We start from the raw sequence: 3,524 nt of genomic DNA on the forward strand, positions 1-3,524 counted from the left end.
TCGAGAGAGCCCAGAAACTTTTCCTCAAAGCACTGAAGACCAAATTCGAGGGAGACGTAGCAGAAACCAAGACCTCTTTTTACAACTTTGGTGGTCTGAACCAGTCCCCGCGAAAGAAAGAGTTCATGGAGGCATCCAAGAAGGTAGAACTCCGTCGTGGTATCTCCATGTATGACCCGAACCGGTGTCACCTTGGTGGTCTGCCAATGGGTCAGCGTCAGCTCATGACCTACGAAGTCTCCGGAACCGGAACCTTTGTAGAGGGTGACGACCTGCACTTCGTCAACAACCCGGCCATGCAGCAGATGTGGGATGATATCCGTCGTACCATCATCGTTAACATGGACCTTGCACACAGCACTCTTCAGAAGCGTCTTGGCAAGGAAATTACCCCTGAAACCATTAACGAGTACCTCCACATCTTAAACCACGCAATGCCTGGTGGTGCAGTCGTTCAGGAACACATGGTTGAGACCCATCCAAGTGTTGTCGATGACTGTTATGTCAAGGTATTTACCGGAGACTCTGAACTTGCAGACCAGCTCGAGAAGCAGTTTGTAATTGATGTCAACAAGCTGTTCCCTGCAAAACAGGCAGAGCAGCTGAATGCAGCAGTCGGCAAATCACTCTGGCAGGCAATCCACATCCCAACCATCGTCTCCCGTACCTGTGATGGTGGAACCACCTCCCGATGGTCAGCCATGCAGATCGGTATGTCCTTCATCACTGCATACCGCATGTGCGCCGGAGAAGCAGCAGTCGCAGACCTTTCATTCGCCGCAAAGCACGCTGGTGTCGTTCAGATGGCAAGCCACCTCCCGGCCCGTCGTGCCCGTGGTCCGAATGAGCCAGGTGGTATCCTCTTCGGACACTTCTCTGACATGATCCAGGCAAACCGCAAGTACCCGAACGACCCGGCAAAGGCAACCCTTGAGGTCGTCGGTGCAGGTTCCATGCTCTTTGACCAGATCTGGCTCGGTTCCTACATGTCTGGTGGTGTCGGATTCACCCAGTATGCAACCGCAGCATACACCGACAACATCCTCGATGACTACACCTACTATGGTATGGACTACATCAAAGACAAGTACAAAGTCGACTGGAAGAACCCGAACACCAAGGACAAGGTCAAACCAACACAGGAGGTTGTCAATGACATCGCATCTGAAGTTACCCTCTACGGTATGGAACAGTATGAACAGTTCCCAACCATGATGGAAGACCACTTCGGCGGTTCCCAGCGTGCAGCAGTTCTTGCAGCAGCATCCGGTATCTCTACCGCTATTGCAACCGCCAACTCCAACGCTGGTCTGAATGGATGGTACCTCTCCATGCTCCTGCACAAAGAGGGTTGGTCACGTCTCGGATTCTTCGGATACGACCTGCAGGACCAGTGTGGTTCAACCAACTCGCTCTCTGTCAGACCAGACGAAGGGTGTATCGGAGAATTCCGTGGACCAAACTACCCGAACTACGCAATGAACGTCGGTCACCAGGGAGAATACGCAGCTATCGTCGGTTCCGCACACTACGGTCGTGGCGATGGATTCTGTCTCTCTCCACTGATCAAGATCACCTTCGCAGACCCGTCCCTGCCGTTCGACTTTGCCGAGCCACGGAAGGAGTTTGCAAAAGGTGCAATCCGCGAGTTCGTCGCCTGCGGAGAGAGAACCCTCCTCATGCCAGCCCGGTAACCGGGATAAAAAATTATTTTTCTTTTTTTTCGCTGCTTTGTGTAAAACAGATAAGAAGAGAGACCTTCAGGTCTGTTTCAGGGGATATCGTTCATCCATACTCGTTTTACTGATGGGATACGATCAAAATGAGTATCTTCCGTGATTATCGTATCAATACCCTGATGTGACATGCAGGCTGCGTGTATCGCATCCCTTGGTTTCATTGCGTATTGGGTCATAATGAAATGTGCTGATTTCAGAATTTCAGGGCTGACATCAATATAGCGAAAATTTGGTAGTGAGAGAAAATATTCTGAACATTCAAGAGCAATCTCACGGTTGATCTTTTTCATCAGCACATAGACAATTTCATCCCAGGTTAGAGTGGAAGTACATCCAATAAATTCACCCTCCATTATACGAGAGAGGGTACTTCTACACCAATGACCTTCCGGAGTATCACTCGCAACTGCATAGATAAAAAAATTTGAGTCAATATATTTCATATTGTTTTAAATCTCTCGAGAATCATCTGCTCATGGATCTCATCCGAATCAATATGCGTAATATAATTGTTTTTAGAAAGTTGCCTTAATCTTTCTAATATTTCTCCTTTATCTGGAGAAATTACAATTTTTCCAGATTCAATGGTAATGATTACTTTTTGCCCAGGCTTGAAATTAGTATTGGCAATTATTGTTTGAGGGATGGTTATATCACCATTTTCCCTGATGATTACTTCCATATAAGGTAAATTTGTTTTTCTGATATTTGAGACATTGGAACATACCCATAACCAAACTAAAATACGCGACCTTCTAAAGGCCGGTCCATCTCTGCGCAGATATACGCTTATTAGTACCCAAAACACCTTGATGGGATAATATCGATAATTACCGTACAAGCAGTTTAACTCAAATAATCGCTCCTTGGTGCGACCGAACTAAGAGAGTATAATCCGGATTTTATCCAGATTCACTTTCGTCTCGGAGAGAATGTGCGTGTGCATGAAAGAAAAGTGACATGTAAAAAGTGGAGAATTACAATGCAAACATCAGTAACGAAACGTGGTCAAACCGTTATTCCAGCTGCAATTCGAAAAAAATACCATATCGATGCAGGGGTCCATTTGGTATGGCTGGATGATGGAGACACCATTCGGGTAATCCCAGTACCAAATGATCCATTACTTTCTCTCAGGGGATGTGGGCGGGGAAAAAACTATACAAAAAAGTTGTTAGAGGAAAGAAACATAGAACGTAGCCACGAAAACTCCATCGATGAACATTGAAACCAATGACTGAAGAAATATTCCATCCCTACCTTCTGGATACATCAGCACTCTTTTCTTTCATAGAAGATGAATTAGGAGCTGATACGGTTGAATCAGCTTTGAGGGAAAAAACTACATTCATCCCCTGGACAGTTCTGATGGAGGTTTATTACATAACCTTGCAGGAGGACAGTATTGCAGAAGCAGATCGGCGAATTGCTCTAATTAAAGAACTTAATGTAAAGATTCTATGGAATATGGATGAGTCAACCCTGCTTACAGCTGCCCGATTGAAAGCGGAACAAAAAATCTCTTTCGCTGACGCGATAATTGCCGCATTCGCAATTCGAAAAAACTGCATACTTATGCACAAGGATCCTGCATATGAGTCTCTTCGTGGCTTGGTATTCATGGAAATTTTGCCATATAAGAATGCACATAACCAATAACCTTATTCCAGAAAAGGTATTCTGGCAGCTACAGCAACAGATAGGAACTGTTGGGGGGACGTTCCTTCCACACATAATTCAGATTTGAGAGGAGAGACTCACACTTTCTCCTGAACCTGAACTTCA

5 protein-coding genes are annotated in these 3,524 nt (G+C 45.8%); 3 read left to right on the forward strand and 2 right to left on the reverse strand.

Annotated features, from left to right (window positions below; genetic code table 11):
* Positions 1 to 1,694 (forward strand): coenzyme-B sulfoethylthiotransferase subunit alpha (gene mcrA / locus PLA23_RS11545; protein ID WP_324475274.1); only part of this gene is annotated, 1,694 nt, incomplete at its 5' end.
* Positions 1,695 to 1,771: 77 nt separating this feature from the next.
* Here the strand turns inward: mcrA and PLA23_RS11550 are convergent.
* Together PLA23_RS11550 and PLA23_RS11555 are read right to left on the reverse strand one after the other, a co-directional pair.
* Positions 1,772 to 2,182: a type II toxin-antitoxin system VapC family toxin gene (locus tag PLA23_RS11550; protein WP_324475275.1), complete on the reverse strand. Its 411-nt coding sequence runs from the start codon at positions 2,180 to 2,182 to the stop codon at positions 1,772 to 1,774.
* Positions 2,179 to 2,421 carry an AbrB/MazE/SpoVT family DNA-binding domain-containing protein gene (locus PLA23_RS11555; RefSeq protein WP_324332067.1) on the reverse strand — a complete coding sequence of 81 codons (243 nt, stop codon included), beginning with the start codon at positions 2,419 to 2,421 and terminating at the stop codon, positions 2,179 to 2,181. The genes PLA23_RS11550 and PLA23_RS11555 overlap by 4 nt, the downstream gene beginning before the upstream one ends.
* Before the next feature lie 300 nt (positions 2,422 to 2,721).
* On the opposite strand from PLA23_RS11555, the gene PLA23_RS13845 reads away from it, so the two are divergent.
* Both PLA23_RS13845 and PLA23_RS11560 read left to right on the forward strand, forming a co-directional pair.
* Positions 2,722 to 2,967, forward strand: coding sequence for an AbrB/MazE/SpoVT family DNA-binding domain-containing protein (locus tag PLA23_RS13845; protein WP_502883626.1), 246 nt, complete (start codon positions 2,722 to 2,724; stop codon positions 2,965 to 2,967).
* A 5-nt stretch (positions 2,968 to 2,972) separates the two neighbouring features.
* Positions 2,973 to 3,398: a PIN domain-containing protein gene (locus PLA23_RS11560; RefSeq protein WP_324475276.1), complete on the forward strand. Its 426-nt coding sequence runs from the start codon at positions 2,973 to 2,975 to the stop codon at positions 3,396 to 3,398.
* The last annotated feature ends 126 nt before the right edge of the window (positions 3,399 to 3,524 follow it).

Origin of the sequence: Methanospirillum sp. (genome assembly GCF_035406105.1) — an archaeon.
Taxonomy (GTDB): Archaea; Halobacteriota; Methanomicrobia; order Methanomicrobiales; family Methanospirillaceae; genus Methanospirillum.

Coding starts and splice junctions, on each gene's coding strand:
- PLA23_RS11560 (WP_324475276.1), top strand. CDS start 2,973: ATGACTGAAGAAATATTCCATCCCTACCTTCTGGATACATCAGCACTC.
- PLA23_RS11555 (WP_324332067.1), bottom strand. CDS start 2,421: ATGGAAGTAATCATCAGGGAAAATGGTGATATAACCATCCCTCAAACA.
- PLA23_RS11550 (WP_324475275.1), bottom strand. CDS start 2,182: ATGAAATATATTGACTCAAATTTTTTTATCTATGCAGTTGCGAGTGAT.
- PLA23_RS13845 (WP_502883626.1), top strand. CDS start 2,722: ATGCAAACATCAGTAACGAAACGTGGTCAAACCGTTATTCCAGCTGCA.